Origin of the sequence: Paraburkholderia metrosideri (genome assembly GCF_904848625.1) — a bacterium.
Classification (GTDB): Bacteria; Pseudomonadota; Gammaproteobacteria; order Burkholderiales; family Burkholderiaceae; genus Paraburkholderia; species Paraburkholderia metrosideri.
In genome coordinates this window covers 52435-73510 of record NZ_CAJHCP010000004.1, presented here as the reverse complement: position 1 = coordinate 73510, position 21076 = coordinate 52435, and the positions used below count along the sequence as shown (strand labels likewise).

Sequence of the window (21076 nt, the reverse complement as noted above, 5' to 3'; positions counted from 1 at the left end):
TCAGACGATGGCGGAAGACAGTTTCTCGCGCCGCGCGAGCGCGACGAGCGAAGCGACCGCACACGACGCGAGCCGCGTCATCACCGAATCTGCGCGGCTGGTGAGAATGATCGGCACCTTTGCACCCAGAACGATGCCGGCGGCATCCGCACCGGCCAGAAACGACAGGCTCTTGGCGAGCAGGTTGCCGGCTTCGAGATCCGGGACGACGAGCACGTTGGCACGCCCGGCTACCGGCGAGCGAATGCCCTTGATTCTCGCGGCTTCCTCGCTGATCGCGTTATCGAGCGCGAGCGGGCCATCGAGAATGCCGCCGGTGATCTGCTGGCGATCGGCCATCTTGCACAGTGCAGCGGCGTCCAGCGTCGACGGCACTTTTGAGTTGACGGTTTCCATCGCCGACAGAATCGCGACCCGCGCAGCAGGAAAGCGCAATGCGTACGCGAGGTCGATCGCGTTTTGCACGATGTCGCGCTTTTCGTCGAGCGTCGGCGAGATGTTCACGGCGGCATCGGTGATGATCAGCGGATCGTCATGCTCGGGCACATCCATCACGAAACAATGACTGACGCGCCGCTCGGTGCGCAGGCCCGTGGCGCGCGCGACCACGGCGGCCATCAGTTCGTCCGTGTGCAGCGAGCCTTTCATCAGCGCTTCCGCTTTGCCCTCATGCACCAGTTGCACCGCCATTTCCGCTGCCGCGTGACTGTGCGGCACGTCGACGATGGGCAGATCGCCCAGATCGAGATTAGCTTCGCGGGCGGCTGCTTCGATCTTCACGCGGGGTCCTACCAGGATCGGCGCAATCAGATGAAGGTTCGCAGCCTCGATCACCGAAGACAGCGAATCGTGATCGCACGGATGCGCGACCGCGGTCGGCAGCGGCGGCAGCGTCCTGGCAAAAGCGATTAGCCGCTCGTACTTTTCGCGTTTATGTTCCATGTCTTAGGTCCGGGATGGGCGAGTGATCACTCGACTTTCTGACGTACGGTCGCACGTCGCGCCGCTTTTGTCTTTGATGCAGATTCAAAAATAGTCAATACGCGCGCAAGATCGGCGCGCTCGTTTTCATCGAGCGGCAGCGTGGTGCTGATTGTGTCGATGTGACGCGCGGCCTGATGGACCTCGGCGGGCGGCACGCCTGCGAGCATGCCAGGCAGCGCGCCGATCGCCGCGTCAGCATCGAGGCGCAGCAACTCGGCCTGATCGCGAATGACCTGCTTGAACGAAAGAATGCCGCGATCGGACAGCGTGCCGAGCATCGCCCGGGCCAGATTGAAGCGGCGTTCGTCGGCTTCGCCATGCAGTCTGCGCACAAACAGCAGCGCGCGGATGCTTGCTTCGACCAGTCCCCCTTGGGTCATGCTCTCACGCAGCCGATGCTGTTCGGCGGCTACTGGCACGTGACGCGCATTGGCGTCATCGGGCTGCGCAGGGGCGGCGTCGTGTGGCGGAGCGAGTCCGGCAAGCGCCTGTAACCACGGCATCCCGTAGACCGTTTCGAAAAGCTGTTCGACCGCTGCATCGCGCGCGTCGCGATAAATATTCAGCGATGTCACGATCGCATTCGACATGGCATTCTGCATTTGCCAGAACGGGTTATCGACTGCAGCGGGTTTGCGCGTTTCTTTGACGCGTTCGGCCGCTTGAGCAACGCTCGACGCCAGCGGATGACGATCCGACCACGACTCATATGGCACCCGCAGCGGATGTAGCCGGCTCGCGAGGTCCACGCCCCACGGCGTTGCACCGAGACGTACCCACGGCTGGACGAAGCTGCGATACAAACCCAGATTCAGATTCGACACATAAGCCGCCGTGGCGAAGCGGCGATCGCTTTGTACATCCGGTTGCACGATCGCGCGCACGTCGTCGATGCTGCGCGGCGAAATCGACAGCACGTGATCGCCTTCGACCAGTTCCGCATGCGGCGTCGCATCGGTTTTCGCGCCCATATGCGCTTCATACAAACCGGACGGCAACAGATCGATCAGATCGATATTGCTGACGAATTCGCGATGCTCCTTGCGCCCTGTGCTGCTCGACACGAAGATGCCGAGATGGCCGATGTTGTCGTGCGTCGCATAGACGATGGTCTGCTTGTGGCCGACCAGTTCGGCGTCGTCGCGATACAGGTCGGTAATCCAGCCCAGTGCCTGCGGAGGCGGCGTGATGTTGTCGCCGTACGAGCAGAACACCACAATCGGCGAACGGATGTTGCGCAGGTCGAGGCGCACGCCATCCGACAGCACGATATTGCCGCTCGACAGCCGGTTGCCGACAAACAGGTTGTCGACGATATATTGCATTTCCACCGCGTTCAGGAACACGTGACCGCCCCAGTACTTTTCGAAGCCTAGATAGCGGGGCGCTTCGGTGTCGATTGCGGCGTACAGGTTGTAGTTTTTTTGCCAGAGCGTATTGGCCGGATTGAGATTTTCGAAGTTCTGCACGAGCCACGCGCCGTCGAAGCGGCCATCGCCGAGATCGCCGGTGAGTGCGGTGAGCCACGAGCCGCCGAGCATACCGCCGGAATAGCGCATCGGATTCTTGCCGCGCCACCCGGCCCAGTACGAAACCGGCGCACCGGCGACGATGATCGGTCCGAACAGGTCGGGGCGCATTGCAGCGGTCATCAATATTTGCCAGCCCGCCTGGCAATTGCCGATCACGGCAGGTTTGCCGGGGCTATCCGGATGCAGTTCGATGACTTTCTCCAGAAACGCGGCTTCGGCGCGCATCACGTCTTCGACTGTTTGTCCGGGGACCGGGTTAGGAAGAAATCCGACGAAATAGCACGGATGTCCCGCTCGTAACGCGGCGCCGATTTCGCTGTCGCGCTTGAAGCCGCCTATGCCGGGGCCGTGCCCGGCGCGCGGATCGAACACGACAAATGGCCGCAGGCGGCCCGGATCGTGTCGTTCGGCCGGATCGTGATCGGGTTGCAGATCGGCTGGCGCGATGATGCGCACGAGTCCGTAGTTGACCGGGCGCGGCAACGTGCGTCCGTCCACGACCAATTCGGCGCTGAAGTCGAGCACATTCGGTGTGCGTTCGTGCAGATGCGCGTCGTATTGATTGCCGCGCTCGCGCATTACGTCGGCGAACAGCACCGCGCGTTGCCACGCGTCGGTCGCATAGTCGGCGGCTGCGTGAGCGAGCGCTGTGACCGGCGGAAATGCGTACGGCGTAGCGCAGGCGGAAGCGTCGGGCGTAACGGATGAAACGGACGGATCGGATAGCTGATTGAACGGATGCATGCCGCCTTAACCTCCTCGAAGAGTCGGCGCTGCTGCGTGGCCGCTGCTGTCCGGCGTTAAGTGGCCGGATTCGCAGGCCTGCATGAGAACACGCGGATGGAGCCAGGAGGTCTTTGGCGTCCCGGAAGGGCAGATTTCACTATGATCGGCAAAAACCAGGGCAATGCCATGACATCGCATAAGCCCGTCAGATCACGCGTTACATCGCGCGAGCCGCAGTTTTAAACGCGCACTGTGGCGTGTTGCATTGCGTCATGCTAGGGAGTCTAGGCGCTGGAATTTGATCTGGCAAATCGAAATTCACGCGTATTGGATGGCGCTGCCAGGTGGCGGATATCGACAGATCCGGCCGACATCCGCGCGACTTCTCAAGCCCGCTGCGAAGCAGCCGATTGGAATTCCATCCCGCCTTCTGCGTCGCTCCAGCGCGCGACCCATTCGGGCAATGTGGGCGACGCCTGCGTGACGCCGGCCAGTTGCATCATCTCGGCCGTCGTCACGATGCCGCCGCTTCGTTTCAGAAACCTGGCCCGCACGACGGCCCGCGCGACTTCCACTTCGTCGCGCACGAATCCTTGCTCGATGAATATATGCTTTTCATCCCAGCCGATAACACGGCTGCGTACGTCATAACGATTACCCAGTTCGAGCGAGCGATGAAACCGTATCGTTTCCAGCGTGACGACCGGGTACCAGCGTTGTGCGTTCAATTGCCGCCACAAGCCGCTGCGCATCATCAGATCGACGCGGGCGAGATCGAGGATCGTCAGATAGCGGCCGTTGTTCATATGGAGCAATACGTCGAGGTCGTTTAACCAGACGCGAAAGGGTGTGATGCAGGTGTCGAGCACGTTCAACCGGCTCCGGCGACGGCTGGTGAAAATCAGAAGCAATAGACGAAACAGAAGACTCATGCAAAATCCCGGTAATGAAAATGCGCCGCAGCGGCATCGAGACGTGCATGGTAATCGGGCTGATGCGCTTCGGGAGGCGGGGAGCGGCGCAAATCCGTAGAGCGCTCATTCGAAAGACGCGAGGATCGCCGACGCGGATTATCCGCGCGCGTTCCTTTTATTGACGGTGTTGCCGGTTCGCCCGCTGGCAGCAGCGCCAATGAGCGAACCGGTTCTCGTGGCTGCTACACCCCGACCTTTGCCAGTTCTCCGTACACCCGATGCAACCAGATTTTCACGCGCTGTCGTTCGAGCAACCCCAGACCGGCGCCTGCGCCGTCCTGATGATTGACCGCCGCCCAGAAACTGGCGCTTTGCCGGTCGACCTTCTGCATCGTTGCGTCGGGCAGACGGCGTAACGTCACCACGCTCGCGCCGAGCGCCTCGGCGCGCTCGCGTTCGCCAGACGCGTCGAGAATATCGAACCGGTCGCCGCGGATTTCGTTCAGCACGATCACCAGCCTGAGTCGTCCGCCGAACTGGTCGAGCCACTGCCGCAGCAGATCCACGGAATCGCGGCCGGCATCCATCACATGCCACCAGGTCAGCGAGAGACCGTGCTCTTCGGCAAGGCCGATCGCGTCGGTGTCGTCCAGCCACTGACCGAGAGCCTGTTGCGTTTGTGCGGCAAGGTCGACCAGGATCCGCCGCTGCGGATCTTCCAGCGCGCGTTCGATAAGCGGATCGAGGCTGTCATGCTGGTCCAGTGCTGCCGGAACGGTGAAGTCCGAATAGAAGCGCAACAACGCGCCGTGGGATCTGTCGGTGTCGAAGCCAACGAACGGAATACTTTGGTCGATAAAGTACTGGGCCAGAATCCGGGCGACCAGTGATTTCCCTACGCCGCCTTTCTCGCCGCCAATGAAATGGATGACGCTCATCTGTACAGATCCTTTTGTTGTGAAGTCAGCAGGGTGGAAGCAGAAGTTATCAGAGAAAGGAGACAGTACTGCGACCAGCACCGCGGAAAGAAAAAAAACGGCAAATAGTTGGTGCTTTTCTGCTGGAGCGCGGAATAGGGTGAACCCGAAGAGAGCCTGCGAGTACTTGGCCGCCTATTCGCCTATTCGCTTATTCGCGGAACGGAGCGTCGGCAACTTGTCTTATACGCCGCAATTAATTTGTCAATTCGCTGAAACGAGTACTCGCGACACCGTTGATAACGCAATCAAAGTCGGCTCCGAAATCGGTTCTTTTTGCCAGTTCATCTTACGCCGCGATCCCGAGAACCTGACAGTGCGATAACTGCCTCATATATATAGAAAAAAATGTGCCACGGTCAAAGGAATGTGCTAGAAAATAGCTATTGCACGGCGCACGGATAATCGCCGCACGGGGCAAAACAAGCGAACTTTGTTTTTCAAATTCTTAATCGGCCGCGAGGTGGATCGTGAGAATAAAAACGCTTCTAGGGTTTGGGGTAACGACAGTTGCCTCTGCGCTAACGCTACAGTGCGGCCCCGCGTGGGCCGATGGTCCCGAGACGGCTTATGCCGACGACGATGCGCCAGCGGCTTCGCTCAGTCCGAACGAGTATCAGGTTAATGCAGACGGCATGAAAGAAGATCCGAATGCGAAGATGTCGGAGGTGGCCCGCGCTTATCGCAATGGCTATATCAATCGCGGCAAGGAAGATCAGGCTGGCTACGCAGCAATGATCGACTCGCATAACCACGGTCAGCGGCAGCCCGCAAAAACGGACGTCGCCCGCGTGGATGTGCCGCCGCTGCCGGCAGGGGTTCCGGAAGACGACAGTTCGAAGTACACCAGCATTCCGCCGCAACCTCGCCAGTACGCGCAGCGCCAGGTGCCACAGCCTCCGCCGCAACAACAGCCGCAACAACAGCCGCAACAACAGCCGCAACAACAGCCGCAATACCGGCAGGCTTACCAGCCGCAGCAATATGCCCAGGCGCCGATGCAGTATCAGCCCGCGCCCCAGTATGTTCAGCCGCAACCGCAGCCGGTCTACGCGGAAAGTCAGCCTATGTATGTGCGGCAGGACTACGCGCCGCCGCCGGTCCAGTATGTTCCGGTCTACGGTCAGCAACAGTACGCGCAGCCGCAGTACGAGGAAATGCCGGTGGTGGACGTAATGCAACCGGTCGCGCCGCCGGTGGCGTATCAGGTTTACCGGCCGCCGGTCTATCTGGCGACACCGCGTATGTACGCGTACCGTGCGCAGCCGGTGATGAGCTACGGTATGTGGCGTTAGCGCATTGCCGGATGATTGAAGAGCCCATGACGCGACGGTAGGTGATTCGTATCGCCGATGCGGGCAGCGGAGAGGTCGGTGGAGTGCGCGCACTGCGTACTCGACTCGCACTTCTCCGCTGCTGGCTTACTTGGCTGGCTTATCTGGCTGGCTTATCTGGCCGATTTACCTGGCTGATTTACCAGCCCTTTTCCAATTCGCGTTGCTAACCCTATTCGCGCAGAGAAGCTGCGCACGGTCGACTCCGCAGCGAGTTGCCAAATGTTTCAACGCCGCGCGGCAACTCGCGCAACAATCTCTTCGCGCTTCGCTATCGAACCCGCATAGCGTCGACGCACCGACTCCACGACAGATTGCGGCGCGGTGTCCGGACTGCCGGCATCGAACGGCGGAGCGGGCGCGTATTCGAGCAACAACTGAACTGCTTGCGCCTCCTGTTCGCCGACCAGTTCCTTCGCCAGCGTGAGCGCGAAGTCGATTCCAGCAGTAATGCCGCCACCTGTCAGCCGGTTTCTATCGCGGACCACCCGCTCATGCACCGCAATCGCGCCCAATGGTTCGAGCAGGTGATGAGACGCCCAATGGGTCGTCGCCCGATAACCCTGTAGCAAACCCGCGGCACCCAAAACCAGCGCGCCGGTACAAACGGAAGTGACAAAGCGTGCGTGAGCCGCCTGCTGTCGCAGGAAATCGAGCGTCTCGTCGTCTTCCATCAGATCGCCGACGCCACTGCCGCCGGGTACACATATCACGTCGAGTGCGGGGCAGTTGTCGAATGTCGTGTCGGGAAGGAAGGTGAGTCCGCTGCTGGCTTTCAACGGCGCCAGGTTTTTCCACACCAGATGGACCCTGGTATCGGGTAGTGACGTGAATACGTCGTACGGCCCGGTCAGATCGAGTTGCTGTACGCCGGGAAACAGGAGAAAGCCGATTTGGAGCGCCATCGTGAAACCTCGCTGCGTAAGTGTTGGTAAGGGATGTTAAGCAAGTGAGCGTCGTGTGCCGCAAACCCGGCAAACAGATGCAAAAACGGGTGATGGACAACCCGACTTTACACAAGTACCGTATGGCAGGAATGACACAGAGTCCACATTTTCCGCCACATACTCAATCTCACGCTAAACCATGCGCACGCAGCCCCGCTCAATCAATATCCTCGCTTTTCCCGACGTGCAGTTGCTGGACGTGACCGGCCCGCTGCAAGTGTTCGCTTCCGCGAATGAAATCGCGCGGCAGAGAAGTCTTCCCGCGCCGTATGTGCCGCGTGTGATTGCTGCGCAGTCGGAACCCGTCGTGTCGTCGGCGGGATTGGGACTCGCCACGCATCCGTTGCCGTCCGCTCACGAACATTCGGATACGCTCGTCATCGCGGGCGGACGAGGGGTTCACGCTGCCTCACGTGACCCCCACCTGGTACGGTGGGTGCACCGCCATGCCGCGACCTCGCGGCGGGTGGCGTCGGTCTGCACCGGCGCGTTTCTGCTCGCCGCCGCAGGCATGCTCGACGGACGTCGCGTGGTCACGCACTGGGCGCATTGCAATGAACTCGGGCAGCAGTACCCGGCGTTGCAGATCGAGCCCGATCCCATTTTCATTCAGGACGGTCCGGTCTGGACCTCGGCAGGCGTCACCGCCGGTATCGATCTGGCGCTTGCGCTCGTCGAAGAAGATGTGGGTCGTGTGCTGGCACTCGACGTGGCACGCGAGCTGGTGGTTTTTCTCAAGCGGCCAGGCGGTCAGGCGCAATTCAGCACGACCTTGTCAATGCAGAAAGACGGTGATCAATTCGGAGAACTGCACGCGTGGATCGTCGAACATCTGAACGGCGATCTGTCAGTCGCCGCGCTCGCCGCGCATATGGGCATGAGCGAGCGAAGTTTCATGCGCCACTATCGCGCGAAAACTGGCAGAACGCCTGCGCGTGCAATCGAACAGATCCGTACTGAAGCCGCATTGCGTTTGCTTGGCGATACGTCGCTGCCGATCAAACGCATCGCGGTACGGTGTGGATTCGGCAGCGAAGAAACCATGCGGCGCAGCCTGCTGCGGGCCGTTGCCGTCACGCCGCACGCATATCGCGAACGCTTCGCGTCATCCCAGCCAGGCACGATTGAAAAATAGAGCGCATTATGCAATTCAATTAGCTTTTACAGCTTCAGGTAGGCAAAAAGATCACTATTCGCGAATCGCGCGGCGCGTTCCAACCGGAGCATGCGTTTGTGTTCGCTGGCGTACATTGCACACGTCTGACAAAGCATATTTTGAGTCTGATTCTCGTTCCAACCCTTTCTCGGCAACCACCTATATGCACTCCTTGTCAGACGCACGAGGTCAAACCGTGGCGAAACGGATTCGAATCGACAAAGGTGTCGCTCTGCAGTCTTTCCACAGTGTGATTCCAGCCGAGATAATCGCCGAAATCAACGAGGTTATCGATCGCTCATTCGGCAACACGCCGCTACGGGCGCAATCAGGAGAGATCGCAGCCGAATTGATCCGCCGTGGTGACGCATTCCGGCAACTGGAGGAGGCCATCTGCTCGGACGCACGCGCAAAGGCCGCAAAATTCGGTCAGATCGATTTGCCGTTGAAGCCGTTTCATGTGCTTCGTTGCGCGAGCAAGGCAACCGGAGCCGAAAGCAACAATCGCCACTACGATTCCCATTTACTGACCTTGCTGATCCCGCTGCAACTTGCGCCCGACGGCGTGTCCAATGGCGACCTGGTGATGTACCGGCGTCCGCGTCTGTCGGTGTCGACGCCGGGCAATGTAGTCTGCAAGATGCGCCATGGCTTTCTGCGCAGCCTGCCGCTGACGTGGCGCAGATGGCTGACGTTGCACGATCTGCGTCGCGGCAATTGCGCACGCATACCCGTGCAGGTGGGCAGCGTTTATGCATTTAATGGCTTCGCGATCCAGCATGGCAATCTGGATGTCGAAGTAGGGCAGCGCCGCACGCTGCTGATCCATTATTACGATCCGGGCCACTCATTGGGATTGAGCGAAATGCTGCGCCGTGGCCGCATTCCCGCGAAGCGCTGACGCGCAAAAGATTCCCGGCGGGGCATGGTTGACGCCAGTCAGCCATGCCCCGCTTTCTTATCGCGTTACAAGCGACCAGAGCGCATTAACGGGTTGAACCACGGATGCGATCGACCTGATCGTTGAGCCGGGCCACAGAATTGGCCAGGAAGGTTGCTCGTGCGTCGAGATGGAATACCAGCAGCGTGGCGACCAGAATAAGGAGCGCCGATGGAATCACGGCTGCCGCGAGCCATTCCGGCCGGATACCGCCGGTTGCACCGCAAATCGAGCCGGCCGCGAAATTCGCTGCCGCCATGCCGGTGTAGTGCATGCCTGCAATGGCCACTCCCATGATGCAAGCCGTGCCGATCCGTTTGCGCATGACATGTTGATGGTCGGTGCCACGCAATGTATGCGCGCCCCAGAGTGCCGCCGTCGACGCCACAATCGCGATCACGATCGATGCCGCGAAGATCAGCGGGTCGTAATGAATCGCGGGATGCATCAGCATCGCGGCCATGCCGACGTAATGCATGCTGGCAATACCCAGCCCCATCAGAATGCCGCCGGCAAATAGCCGGACGAGGCCCAGCCGTTTGCGCGTGACGATAAACAGCGCAAACCAGGAAACGAGTACGGCGATGAGCAGCGAGTAGCAGGTCACGGCGAAATCGTAGCCGAGCGGGACGCTCAGCGAAAACGACAGCATGCCGATGAAGTGCATGGACCAGATGCCAATGCCCATTGCCAGTGCACCGGCCGCCAGCCATATCTGGCGTGCCCGCGCGTACGCGAGCAGGGAAATCCGGTCTGCCAGGTCAAGCGCCGTGTAGGACGCCAGTGTCGCGATGACGAGTGAAAACGCGACTAACCCCAGGTTGTAGTTACTTTGCATAGTCAGCGGCTTTTTAAAAGAGCTCGATTAATGTTTATTGACAGCATTGCGGGAATTCTCCTCACGAAGAACCTCGGCCCCGCCAATCGCACCGGCCCGTGCGATTGTGACCTCACGCTGTGTCTCTCTCACTGCAATTGGATCAGACTCCGCGACATCACGCAGCCAGGTCAACCCGATTGAGCAAGGTTGATTCTAGTGCAAGTTGATCGCAAGCTAATCGAAGAATTGAGGCTTGGTAATCGTTGTTCTGGCTAAATTAATGCGACCTGCATTGCCCATTAACTCATTGATTGAATGGGCATAAGTCTTTTAGAGCAATGCGGGGAGAAGAGGGGGAAATCGCGATTCCAATCCTGTCAGGTTCAGGCATTCGCCGGTGGCTGGCGAATGCCTGAAAGCTTTTGAAAGGAATCGTCAAAGCAGCTAGTCCGGCGCTGTTACTGCGCCAGAAGCCGCTTCATTCAGAACGTTTCCCAGTCGGTCGAACTGGAATTGGAGCCGGACGCGCCAGCGACGGCCGTCTCAGCGGTAAAGGAGGGCGCTTTCGGTTCGACCTTGCGGCGGTTTGGTGCTGCGGGCTTGCGGGCAGATGTCTTTACGCTTGACGCAGCAACCGGGGGCCGGCTCTGCGCATTCGTACCCACCGTCGCAGTCCGCGAACTGGCGAGTCCGCTGTCACCCACCTTGAACACCGACACCGCGTTCTTCAGGCTCATCGCCTGTTCTTCGAGCGAGTGCGCCGCGGCGGCGGCTTCTTCGACGAGCGCGGCATTCTGCTGTGTCACCTCGTCCATCTGAACCACGGCCTGGTTGACCTGCTCGATGCCGCGGCTCTGTTCCTCGGAGGCCGCCGCGATTTCGCCGACGATGTCCGACACCTGCTTGATCGCCTGCTGTACGCGGGCCATGATCGCGCCGACTTCGCTCGCCTGATCCGAGCCGTCGCGCACCATCGCGACCGACGATTCGATCAAGCCTTTGATTTCCTTCGCCGCGCTCGACGAACGCTGCGCGAGACTGCGCACTTCGCTTGCGACGACCGCGAAACCGCGACCCTGTTCGCCGGCCCGCGCCGCTTCGACGGCGGCATTGAGCGCCAGAATATTGGTCTGGAACGCGATGCCTTCGATCACGCCGGTGATCTCCGAAATCTTCACCGAACTGCCGCTGATTTTCTCGACCGTGTGGATCATCGATTCAACCGCGCCGTGGCCGGTATCGGCCAGATCGGTCGCGCCGGAGGCCAGCGCATTCGCCTGGCGTGCGTTGTCGGCGTTCTGCTTCACGGTTTCGGTCAACTGCGTCATGCTCGCTGCGGTTTCTTCGAGCGAGGCGGCCTGCTGTTCCGTGCGCGCGGACAGATCGGTATTGCCGCTCGCAATTTCCCGTGACGCGACGGTGACCGACTCGGTACCGCTGCGAATCGCAGAGACGGCGGTGCGCAGGTTGGTTTGCATCTGCTGCATCGCGAACAGAACGCTGCGGGTGTCGTTGTCGTTCACCGCAATGCGCGTATCGAGATTGCCCTGCGCGATCTCGAGCGCGGCGTGCGCGACGCTCGCCGGGTCGCCGCCAATCTGTCCATTGACCGAGCGGATCACCGCGACGCCGAGCGCGGACGCGATCCCGACGCCGATCAGCGTGCAGCCGATCAGCCACCACGTGACTTCGTTGACGAGTGCGACACCCGCCGCCGAACGGTTTTGCGCAGAGCCGTCCCGAACCTCCGAGAAGTCAGTGAGGATGCCGCGGATTTTCTGATGCAGCGCGTCGGTGGTCTGGTGCATCTCGTTCAATGCGCCGGCCTGGTCATTCTGGATCGTCAGCGCTTCGACTTTCGACACCGACGCCAGATATTGCGGCCACGCTGCATCGAAATCGGCGATCAGCTGCTTCTGTTTGCTGTTCACCGCGTGATCGCGCTCGTAAGCCAGTGTCGCCAGAATGACTTCTTCGCCTTTGTGATTGAAGGTGAGGGTGTCCTCGCGTTCCTTCGGATCGGTTTTCGTCACGTAGTCGTACAGCCGCCGGTAATGCGCGGCGGCTTGCCACGACGCGGTGCCGATCTGCCGGATGGGCACGACTTCGGTTTCGTACATGGCCGTTTGCATCGCGGCCAGATCACGTAACCTCAAGGAACCCACCGCACCGACTACCACCGTCGACAGCGCGCAGATGGCAAACACCAGCAGAAGCTTGTTTGCCAGCTTCAATTCATTGAACCATTTCATTTTTTGTTTGTACCAAGGTCAGGCAGGATCAACGGCGACATAGCGGTTTCACGTCGAGGCGCTTCTTGCGAAGCGCAAGTTCCTCGGTCAGGAAAGTGAATGCCAGCTGATCCGTTAATAGCAGGGGGGACTCTCATCGCCGTCTGCGGTATTACGGCACGGGGCGCAGGTCCTGAAGCGTCGGGCAGGTTTATTTTTTTGCACCGATGCATGAGGCATTGACGCAACGGAGACCGCGCCGCAGATCAGCGCAAGGAATTCGCGCCGGGAAGGAGGGGAACTGCGAGGGTGGAACTGTGAGGGAGTGAAGCGAGGTAGCGAAGCGGCGCAGGAGCGCAGCGCAGGCCCAGGCGCGTGTCCTGCAACAGACGACGCGCCTGGCCTGTCTTTTTCAACGCAGCGAACTCATTGCGTCTGCGCGTCGGTTTTCTGAACCGACGCATCGCCCGTTTGCACCGTTGAAGCCGCCGGCGTTGCACCCGGATGACGCGGATCATGCAGGTTATCCGTCGACCAGCCGCCGCCCAGATCGCCGAACAGCGAAGCCGAATCCAGCAGACGTGTTTCCTGCACGTTCAGCGCGGTCTGCTGGGTGTTCAACTGGGTGGCCTGCGCGGTCGCCACGGTCGTGTAGTCGACCGTGCCGGCCTGGTATTCGTCGAGCGCAATCTGGGCGCCCCGATTCGCGTCGATCACCGCCGAATCCAGCACGACTGTCTGCTGGGCCAGAATCCGTAAGCCGGACAAGTCGTCTTCGACGTTACGGAACGCCGTCAGCACCGTGCCGCGATAGTTGGCGACCGCCGCGTCGTAGGCTGCCTTTGCCGCGTCGACGTCCGCGCTGCGCAAGCCGCCGTCGAACAGCGTTTCGGTGGCGCTGCCGCCCAGCGACCACACGTAGTTGCCCACGTTCAGCAGACCGGACAACGGCGACTGCGTGAAGCCCGCCAGCGACGACAACGAGATGTCCGGGTAATACGCGGCCACGGCCACGCCGATCGCCGCGTTCTGCGCAGCCATCTGACGCTCCGCATTCGAGATGTCAGGCCGGCGTTCGAGCAACGTGGACGGCACGCCAACCGGCACATCGGGCAGCGTCGGCATCGCGGTGCTGTGGGTGACCGACAACTCTTCCGGGTTCTTGCCCACCAGCACGGCAATCGCATGCGCATACTGCGCCCGCGCGACGCCGAGCGAGATCAGGCTGGACTGCGCCGTGGCGAGCTGGGTGCGGGCCGTGATGACGTCGCTGGGTGCGACGGTGCCGGCCGCGTCCTGGTTCGACACGACTTCCAGTGAGTGCTGATACGCCTCGACGGTCTTTTGCAGCAGATCGATATTGGCGTCGCTGGTGCGCAGTTCGATGATCGCGGTGGCGAGCGCAACCTGTTCGGAGAGCGTTGCATTGGCGAGCGTCGCCTCGCTCGCCTGCGCGGTCGCGGCGCTTTCTTCGATCGTACGGCGCACCGAGCCCCACAGGTCCGGCGCCCAGCTGACATTGCCTTCGAGCGAGCCGGCATTGACCACCCTGGCGGCGTTGCCGCTCGCGGCACGCTCCCGGGTGGCCGAACCGGTGGCGCCGATGGTCGGGAACAGGCTCGCGTGCGCCGCCCGCACTTCGGCCAGCGCTTCCTGATAGTTCGCGTAGTCCTGGCGTACCGTCTGGTTCGACACCGACACCAGCGGTTCGAGCTGATCGATCAGCGGATCGTTGAAGGCGGTCCACCAGTCGCCCTTGGGCCCGGACGCGGAAGGCACGGCCTGGGTCCAGCCAGGCAGTTCCGAGAATGTGGCAGGCACGTTGACCTGCGGCCGGTGGTAGTCGGGGCCGACCATGCAGCCGCTGACGAGCAGCGCAACACAGGCAGCGGCCAGCGGCCGAAGCGGGCCAACGTGCAACGCACCTGAGCGCTGAGCGGGGCCAGCGCGCTTGACCGGACCACCCAGGCCGCCAGTGGCGCCAATGGCGCCAGGTCCGCGCACGCCGTTAAGCCGTTTGAGGAAAATCTTCATCGTCATGCCTTCGTATCCGGTTGTCCGGGTTGGTCCTCGTTCCGGTTCCAGGGCAGGTTCGCGGACCACTTGACCAGCTTGCCACGCAAGCGGTCGAGATAGAGGTAGATCACCGGCGTCGTGTACAGCGTAAAGACCTGGCTCAGAATCAGCCCGCCCATCACGGTGATACCGAGCGGTTGACGCAGCGACGCACCCTGGCCAATGCCGATTGCAAGCGGCACTGCGCCGAGCACGGCGGCGAACGTGGTCATCATGATCGGCCGCAGACGCACCACGGCGGCGGCGTGAATCGCGTCGCGCGCCGGCATGTTCTCGCTGCGCTGCAACTGGATCGCCACGTCGACCATCATGATGCCGTTCTTCTTGACGATCCCGATCAGCAGAATGATGCCGATCAGCGCAATCACCGAGAACGGCGTGCCGAAGATCAGCAACGCCAGCGTCGCGCCGATCCCCGCCGACGGCAGCGTCGACAGAATGGTCAGCGGATGGATCGAGCTTTCGTACAGCACGCCGAGCACGATATACACGACGCCGAGTGCGGCCAGAATCAGCAGCGGGATCGTGCCCATCGACTGCGAAAAAGCCGCCGCCGCGCCCGCAAACGCGCCGTGGATGCTCGCCGGCATGCCGATTTCGCGGGCCGTGTTGTTGATTGCATCGGCGGCGGTGCTGAGCGAGCCGCCGGCCGGCAGATTGAACGAGATCGTCGCGGCGACCAGCCCGCTCTGATGGTTCACCTGGGTGGCCGTATGGCTGTTCGCGTACGACGTCAGCGCCGCGAGCGGCACCATGGTTTCCGCCGCCGTGCTGTCCGCGCTGCCGGTCGAACTGTTGCCCTTGCTGTTGGAGATGCTGTTGGTGGTCGCGTTGGCCTGCGCGTCCGAGTTCAGCGAATTGGTCGCCGACGAGGTGCTCGCGCTGGCCTGAGTGGCCACCGTCACGCCCGACACCGTAGCGCCCGGCATCTGCGTGCCGGCCGTGCCGGTGGCGTTGCCCGCCGCCGTGCTCAGGTAAATCTGGTTGAGCATCTGCGGATACTTCCAGTAGTCGGGCGCGACTTCCATCACCACGAAGTACTGGTTCAGCGGGTTGTAGATCGTCGAGACCGTACGCTGGCCGAAAGCGTCATACAGCACGCTGTCCACCTGATTCGGTGCGAAGCCGTAACGTGCCGCCGTCGCCCGATTGATCGTGACGTAGGTCTGCAAGCCGTTCTGCTGCAGGTCCGAGTTCACGTCGAGCACAGTCGCATGCTCTTTGGCGAGCGCGGCAACCAGCAGCGGTGTCCACTTGAAGAGCGCGGCGGAATCGTCGCTGGTCAGCGTGTACTGGTACTCGGCGGCCGATTGCCGGCCGCCGACCCGCAGATCCTGCTGCGCCTGCACGAACAGGCGCGCGCCCGACACCTGGTTGAGCTTGGGCCGCAGCCGGTTCACGACCTCGGTGGCGGTGACGTGCCGCTGCCCGAGCGGCTTCAACTCGATGAACACGTTCGCGGTATTCAGCGCGCGTCCACCGGTAAAGCCCGCCACCGATTCCACCGCCGGGTCTTTCTGCACGATCTCCTGCAACTGCGCGAGCTTCTTCTGCATTGCCGGGAACGAGATGCTCTGGTCGGCGATGATCTGCCCGATCAGAATGCCGGTGTCCTGCTCGGGGAAGAAGGTGGCGGGCACCAGCTTGAACAGGAACACGTTGCCCACCAGCAGCGCGCCGAGCAGCAGGATCACGAGGAGCGCATGGTCCAGCACCGCTGCGAGCGAGCGCGAGTACATGTCCTTGAAACGGTCGAACTGCTTTTCGACCCACAACGCCCAGCGCGCTTTCGAATGCCCCGCGTTCTGGCGGCTCAGCACGTACGCGCACATGGCCGGCGTGACCGTCAGCGAAATCAGCAGCGAGATCAGGATCGCGATGGACAGCGTGACCGCGAACTCATGGAACAGCAGGCCGACAATGCCCGGCATCAGCATGATCGGCAGGAACACGGCGATCAGCGAGAGGCTCATCGAGATCACCGTGAAGCCGACTTCACCGCTGCCTTTGAGCGCGGCTTCTTTCGGACTGAGGCCGAGCTCCATGTGGCGCACGATGTTTTCCAGCACCACCACCGCATCGTCGACGACGAAGCCGGTGCCGATGGTCAGCGCCATCAGCGAGAGGTTGTCGATGCTATAGCCGAGCAGATACATCGGCCCGAACGTGCCGACAATCGACAAAGGCAGTGCCACCGCCGGCACCAGCGTCGCGCGCGGCGATTGCAGGAAGATGAACACCACGCCGATCACCAGCAGCACCGCGATGAACAGCGTGCGCTCGGTATCGCCGACGGACGAGCGCACCGACTCCGAGCGGTCGATCGCCACGCCGACATGCACGCTGCTCGGCAGCGTGGCTTCGATCGCCGGCAGCACGTTGCGGATCTGCGCGACCGTGCTCACGACATTGCTGCCGGGCATCGGATACACGACCACCAGAATCGCGGACTTGCCGTTGAAGAGCCCGGCATTGCGGATGTTTTCGTTCGAGTCCTTGACATCGGCGACATCGCGCAACTGCACCGGCGCGCCGTTGCGATACGCGACGACCAGGTCGCGATAGGGCGCCGCGTGCGTGATCTGGTCGTTGGACTTGACCACGTAGCGCTGGTCGCCCACGTCGAGATGGCCCTTCGCGCTGTTCGCGTTGGCCGCGCTGATCGCCGCGCGCACGTCTTCGAGACCGATGCCGTAGCTGTTCAGCTTGCCCGGCTGCAACTCGACCCGCACGGAGGGCAGCGCACCGCCGCCGAGCGTGATCTGGCCGACCCCCTTGACCTGCGAGAGCTGCTGCTGGATCACCGAATCGGCGGAATCGTAAAGCTGCGCTTTGGTCAGCGTGTCGGACGTCAGCGACAGCACCATGATCGGCGCGTCCGCCGGGTTGTACTGCCGGTAGGTCGGGTTGCTGCGCAACGTGGTGGGCAGGTCGGCGCGGGCCGCCTGAATGGCGGCTTCGACGTCGCGCGCCGCGCCGTTGATGTCGCGGTTCAGGCCGAACTCGATGATCACCATCGACGAGCCGACGTAGCTGATCGACGTCAGTTCCTCGACGTCGGCAATCGTGCCGAGCCGCCGTTCGAGCGGCTCGGCCACCGTCGCTGCCATGATCTCCGGGCTCGCGCCCGCCATGTTCGCCTGCACCACGATCACCGGAAACGCGATGTTCGGCAGCGGCGCGACCGGCAAGCGGAAGTACGCGAGCGCGCCGGAGATCAGGATCGCGATGGCGAGGAGCGCCGTCGCGACCGGGCGCCGGATGAAGAGGGCCGAGATGTTCAACGCGGGTCCTCCGCGCCGTTGCCTGGCAGATCCGGTGCGTTGCCCGCGCCGTCGTTCGGCTCATTGCGCTTGCGCCAGCGGTTCACGCGCGTGGCCATCCGGTCGAAGAACAGATAGATCACCGGCGTGGTGAACAGCGTCAGCACCTGGCTCACCGTCAGACCGCCGATGATCGCGAGACCCAGCGGCCGGCGCAATTCCGAGCCCGTGCCGGTGCCGAGCAGCATTGGCAGCGCGCCGAGCATGGCGGCCAGCGTGGTCATCAGGATCGGGCGGAAACGCAGCAGCGACGCTTCGAAGATCGCATCGCGCGGCGCCTTGCCGTGATTGCGTTCGGCGTCGAGCGCGAAGTCCACCATCATGATGGCGTTCTTCTTCACGATACCGATCAGCAGCACGATGCCGATGATGCCGATCACATCCAGATCGCTGCCGGCGATCATCAGCGACAGCAATGCGCCGATACCCGCTGAAGGCAGCGTCGACAGAATCGTCACCGGATGGATGAAGCTCTCATACAGCACGCCGAGCACGATATACACGGCCACCAGCGCCGCGATCAGCAAATAGACCTCGCTCGACAGCGAGTCCTGGAACGCCTGAGCCGCGCCTTGCAGTGACGACGTGATGGACGGCGGCAGATTGACCGCCTGTTCGGCCGCGTGAACATCCTTGACCGCCGTGCTCAGCGACGCGCCCTTCGCGAGGTTGAACGAAATCGTCACCGACGGGAATTGCGCGAGGTGGCTGATCACCAGCGGCGACTTCGTGATCTCGATCTTCGCGATGCCCGACAGCGGCACCTGGCCACTACCGCTGGTCTGGCTCGGCAGATACAGATCGCCGATCGACTGCACGGTCGGTAGCGACTCCGGCTTGGCAACGAGAATCACGCGATACTGGTTCGACTGCTCGAAGATGGTCGACGCGATCCGCTGGCCGAGCGCATCGTACAGCGCGTTGTCGATGGTCGCGGGGGTGATGCCGAAGCGCGCGGCCAGTTGCCGGTTGACCTGGACGTTCACCGCGAGGCCGTCGCTATTCATGTCGCTCTGCACGTCGGACAGCGATGGAATCTGCTTCAGACGGTTCACCAGTTCCGGCACGTACTTCTGGAATGCCTGCTGGCTCGGTCCGCGCAACACGAAGCTGTACTGGTTCGGCGACACCGTGGTGTCGAGCGTCAGGTCCTGCTCGGGCTGCATGAACAGCTTCACGCCAGGCACGTTCGCGACTTCCTGCTGCAAGCGGCGCGCGACTTCCTGTGCGGTGTCGGAGCGCTTGTCGCGGTCGCGCAGATTGATCAGGAAGCGGCCGTTGTGCAGCGTCGAGTTGGTGCCGTCGATCCCCACGTAAGAGGTGAGCGAGACGACGTCGGGATCTTTCAGGATCGCATCGGCGAGCGCGGTCTGACGGCTCACCATCGCGGCGTACGACACGGAATTGTCGGCCACGCTGATCCCCTGGATCACGCCGACGTCCTGCACGGGGAACAGGCCTTTCGGAATCACCACATACAGGAAACCGGTCAGCGCGACGGTAATCACCGCCACGATCAACGTCAACACCTGGTGGTCGAGCACCCAGCGCAAACCGCGTTCGTACGCGTTGAGCGTCTTGTCGAACAGGCCCTCGCTGATCCGCTCGAAGCGGCTCGGATGGCGTTCGGCCTGCGCCCGCAACATGCGCGCGCAGAGCATCGGCACGACCGTTAGCGAGACGATCGCCGAGATCACGATCGTGACCGCCAGCGTCACCGCAAATTCGCTGAACAGACGCCCGATCACGCCGCCCATGAACAGCAGCGGAATCAGCACGGCGATCAGCGAAATGGTCAGCGACAGAATCGTGAAGCCGATCTGCCCCGCGCCCTCGAGCGCGGCCTCGAGCGGCGTTCTGCCTTCCTCCAGGTAGCGGACGATGTTCTCGATCATCACGATCGAGTCGTCGACCACGAAGCCGGTGGCGATGATCAACGCCATCAGCGAGAGATTGTCGATCGAGTAATTCAACTGGTACATCACGGCCAGCGTGCCGATCAGCGAGACCGGCACCGACACGCTCGGAATCAGCGTGGCAGGCACGTTGCGCAGGAACACGAAGATCACCGCGACCACCAGCACGATGGCCAGGATCAGTTCGAACGCCGCGTCGCGTACCGACGAGCGGATCACGCCCGTGCTGTCCGACACGACCGTGACTTTCATGCCGGCGGGCAGCGTGGATTCGAGCTGCGGCAACTGTTTCATGATCTGGTTGACGGTCGCGATCACGTTCGCGCCCGGCTGACGCTGCACGTTCAGCACGATCGCGGGCGAGCCGTTATACCAGGCACCGCGCTCCACGTCCTGCGCGGCCTGGGTGACTCGCGCGACGTCGCGCATGAACACCGGCGCGCCGTTCTGATACGCGATCACGGTGTTCAGATAGTCTTTCGGATCGGTGATCTGGTCATTGCCGTTGATCGTGTAGTCGAGGTCCGGGCCGTCGAAATTACCCTTCGGCTGACTGACGTTCACGTAGCTGAGCAGCGTGCGCAGATCGTCGATATTCAGGCCGTAGGCGGCGAGCTTGCGCGGGTCCGCTTCCACGCGGATCGCGGGCACGTTGCCGCCGCTCGTCGTCACCACGCCCACGCCCGACACTTCGGAAATCTTGGTGCCGAGGCGGTTGTTGGCGACGTCTTCGAGCTGCGTCAGCGACATCGACTTCGAGGTGACCGCGAGCGTCAGGATCGGCTGGTCGGCCGGATTGACCTTCGCATAGGTCGGCGGCGCGGGCAGGCCGGTCGGCAGGTAGCTGTTCGACGCGTTGATGGCCTGCTGGACGTTCTGTTCGGCGATGTCCAGGTTCAGCGACAGGTCGAACTGCAACGTGATGACCGAGGCGCCGTCCGAGCTATACGAGGTCATCTGCTGCAAGCCGGGAATCTCGCCCAGTTGCACTTCGAGCGGCGCGGTGACGGTGGTCGCCATCACGTCCGGACTCGCGCCCGGATAGAAGGTCTGCACCTGGATCGTCGGATAGTCGACGTTGGGCAGCGACGAAACCGGCAGCACGCGCATCGCGATGAGGCCCACCAGCACGAGGGCGATCATCAGCAGCAGCGTGGCTACCGGCCGGAGAATGAACAGTCGGGAAATATTCATCGGCGA

13 protein-coding genes are annotated in these 21076 nt (G+C 62.0%); 3 read left to right on the top strand and 10 right to left on the bottom strand.

Going from position 1 to position 21076, the window contains the following annotated elements:
- The 4 genes from LMG28727_RS08995 to LMG28727_RS08980 form a co-directional block, all read right to left on the bottom strand.
- Positions 1-942, bottom strand: coding sequence for a phosphate acetyltransferase (locus LMG28727_RS08995; protein WP_201641957.1), 942 nt, complete (start codon positions 940-942; stop codon positions 1-3).
- 26 nt (positions 943-968) lie between these two features.
- The gene (locus LMG28727_RS08990) at positions 969-3260 is read right to left on the bottom strand and encodes a DUF3141 domain-containing protein (RefSeq protein ID WP_201641956.1); all 2292 of its coding nucleotides are present in this window, start codon (positions 3258-3260) and stop codon (positions 969-971) included.
- A gap of 368 nt (positions 3261-3628) precedes the next feature.
- Positions 3629-4174 carry a thioesterase family protein gene (locus LMG28727_RS08985; RefSeq protein WP_201641955.1) on the bottom strand — a complete coding sequence of 182 codons (546 nt, stop codon included), beginning with the start codon at positions 4172-4174 and terminating at the stop codon, positions 3629-3631.
- Between the two features lie 224 nt (positions 4175-4398).
- Positions 4399-5094 (bottom strand): P-loop NTPase family protein, encoded by a 696-nt coding sequence (locus tag LMG28727_RS08980; protein ID WP_201641954.1) that lies wholly within the window; start codon positions 5092-5094, stop codon positions 4399-4401.
- A 674-nt stretch (positions 5095-5768) separates the two neighbouring features.
- On the opposite strand from LMG28727_RS08980, the gene LMG28727_RS08975 reads away from it, so the two are divergent.
- Positions 5769-6428 (top strand): hypothetical protein, encoded by a 660-nt coding sequence (locus tag LMG28727_RS08975; protein WP_236591681.1) that lies wholly within the window; start codon positions 5769-5771, stop codon positions 6426-6428.
- Positions 6429-6694: 266 nt separating this feature from the next.
- On the opposite strand, the gene LMG28727_RS08970 is transcribed toward LMG28727_RS08975, so the two are convergent.
- A complete protein-coding gene (locus tag LMG28727_RS08970; RefSeq protein ID WP_201641952.1) occupies positions 6695-7372 on the bottom strand; it encodes a DJ-1/PfpI family protein in 678 nt (225 codons plus the stop codon).
- 181 nt (positions 7373-7553) lie between these two features.
- Here LMG28727_RS08970 and LMG28727_RS08965 point away from each other — a divergent pair, with 181 nt between their 5' ends.
- Both LMG28727_RS08965 and LMG28727_RS08960 read left to right on the top strand, forming a co-directional pair.
- Positions 7554-8549 (top strand): GlxA family transcriptional regulator, encoded by a 996-nt coding sequence (locus tag LMG28727_RS08965; protein WP_201641951.1) that lies wholly within the window; start codon positions 7554-7556, stop codon positions 8547-8549.
- On the top strand, positions 8539-9471 hold the full coding sequence (locus LMG28727_RS08960) for a hypothetical protein (RefSeq protein ID WP_236591680.1): 933 nt from the start codon (positions 8539-8541) through the stop codon (positions 9469-9471). The genes LMG28727_RS08965 and LMG28727_RS08960 overlap by 11 nt, the downstream gene beginning before the upstream one ends.
- A gap of 85 nt (positions 9472-9556) precedes the next feature.
- Here the strand turns inward: LMG28727_RS08960 and LMG28727_RS08955 are convergent, their stop codons facing one another.
- The 5 genes from LMG28727_RS08955 to LMG28727_RS08935 all read right to left on the bottom strand — a co-directional run bounded on the left by LMG28727_RS08955 (position 9557) and on the right by LMG28727_RS08935 (position 21070).
- The gene (locus LMG28727_RS08955) at positions 9557-10348 is read right to left on the bottom strand and encodes an MHYT domain-containing protein (RefSeq protein WP_201641950.1); all 792 of its coding nucleotides are present in this window, start codon (positions 10346-10348) and stop codon (positions 9557-9559) included.
- 464 nt (positions 10349-10812) lie between these two features.
- Entirely contained in the window at positions 10813-12582 is a 1770-nt protein-coding gene (locus tag LMG28727_RS08950) for a methyl-accepting chemotaxis protein (RefSeq protein ID WP_201641949.1), read from the bottom strand.
- A 405-nt stretch (positions 12583-12987) separates the two neighbouring features.
- Entirely contained in the window at positions 12988-14601 is a 1614-nt protein-coding gene (locus LMG28727_RS08945) for an efflux transporter outer membrane subunit (RefSeq protein WP_268960463.1), read from the bottom strand.
- Entirely contained in the window at positions 14598-17921 is a 3324-nt protein-coding gene (locus LMG28727_RS08940; protein WP_201641948.1) for an efflux RND transporter permease subunit, read from the bottom strand. The genes LMG28727_RS08945 and LMG28727_RS08940 overlap by 4 nt, the downstream gene beginning before the upstream one ends.
- Complete coding sequence (locus LMG28727_RS08935; RefSeq protein ID WP_236591679.1) at positions 17918-21070, bottom strand: efflux RND transporter permease subunit; 3153 nt, start codon at positions 21068-21070, stop codon at positions 17918-17920. Before LMG28727_RS08935 ends, LMG28727_RS08940 begins: the two co-directional genes overlap by 4 nt.
- Positions 21071-21076: the final 6 nt, after the last annotated feature.